At 62.0% G+C, this 469-nt stretch carries 1 protein-coding gene and 1 pseudogene; both read right to left on the bottom strand.

Annotated features, from left to right (window positions below; translation table 11 throughout):
• Window positions 1-79, bottom strand: a 79-nt coding sequence (locus tag AB4Z35_RS30415; protein WP_442101217.1) for a hypothetical protein, incomplete at its 3' end; no start/stop codon positions are given.
• Window positions 80-212: 133 nt separating this feature from the next.
• Window positions 213-469, bottom strand: a pseudogene (locus tag AB4Z35_RS30420) (LPS export ABC transporter ATP-binding protein); the annotation flags it as partial.

Consider the following 469-nt stretch of genomic DNA (forward strand, 5'->3'; position numbering starts at 1 on the left):
GCAACAATCGAATCGACTGTTGCAGCTGCGGGGTCAATGCCAGATGTTGCGAGAGACGAAGCTGAAGCGACGGTTTCATGCGACCTATTCTATGCGCATCCTTCCGACTATGGAACGGAAATTGCTATCGCCTATCGCTCTGACTTCCTGATCGACCCCGGCTGTCGCCGTGGAGGCCGGGAGAAGCGCGGCCGCACGCGGCGGCCGATGGGTCACATGCGGAAATTTTCGCCCAGGTACACGCGTCGCACGGACTCGTTGGCGATGATTTCCTCAGGCTGGCCGGCGGCCAGCACCGTGCCTTCGCTGATGATGTAGGCGTGGTCGCAGATGCCGAGCGTCTCGCGCACGTTGTGGTCGGTGATCAGCACGCCGATGTTGCGCGCCTTCAGGAAGCTCACGATGCGCTGGATTTCGCCCACGGCGATGGGGTCCACGCCGGCGAACGGCTCGTCCAGCAGGATGAAGC

Source organism: Pseudomonas sp. KB_15 (genome assembly GCF_052114525.1).
In the GTDB taxonomy this organism is placed as follows: domain Bacteria; phylum Pseudomonadota; class Gammaproteobacteria; order Pseudomonadales; family Pseudomonadaceae; genus Aquipseudomonas.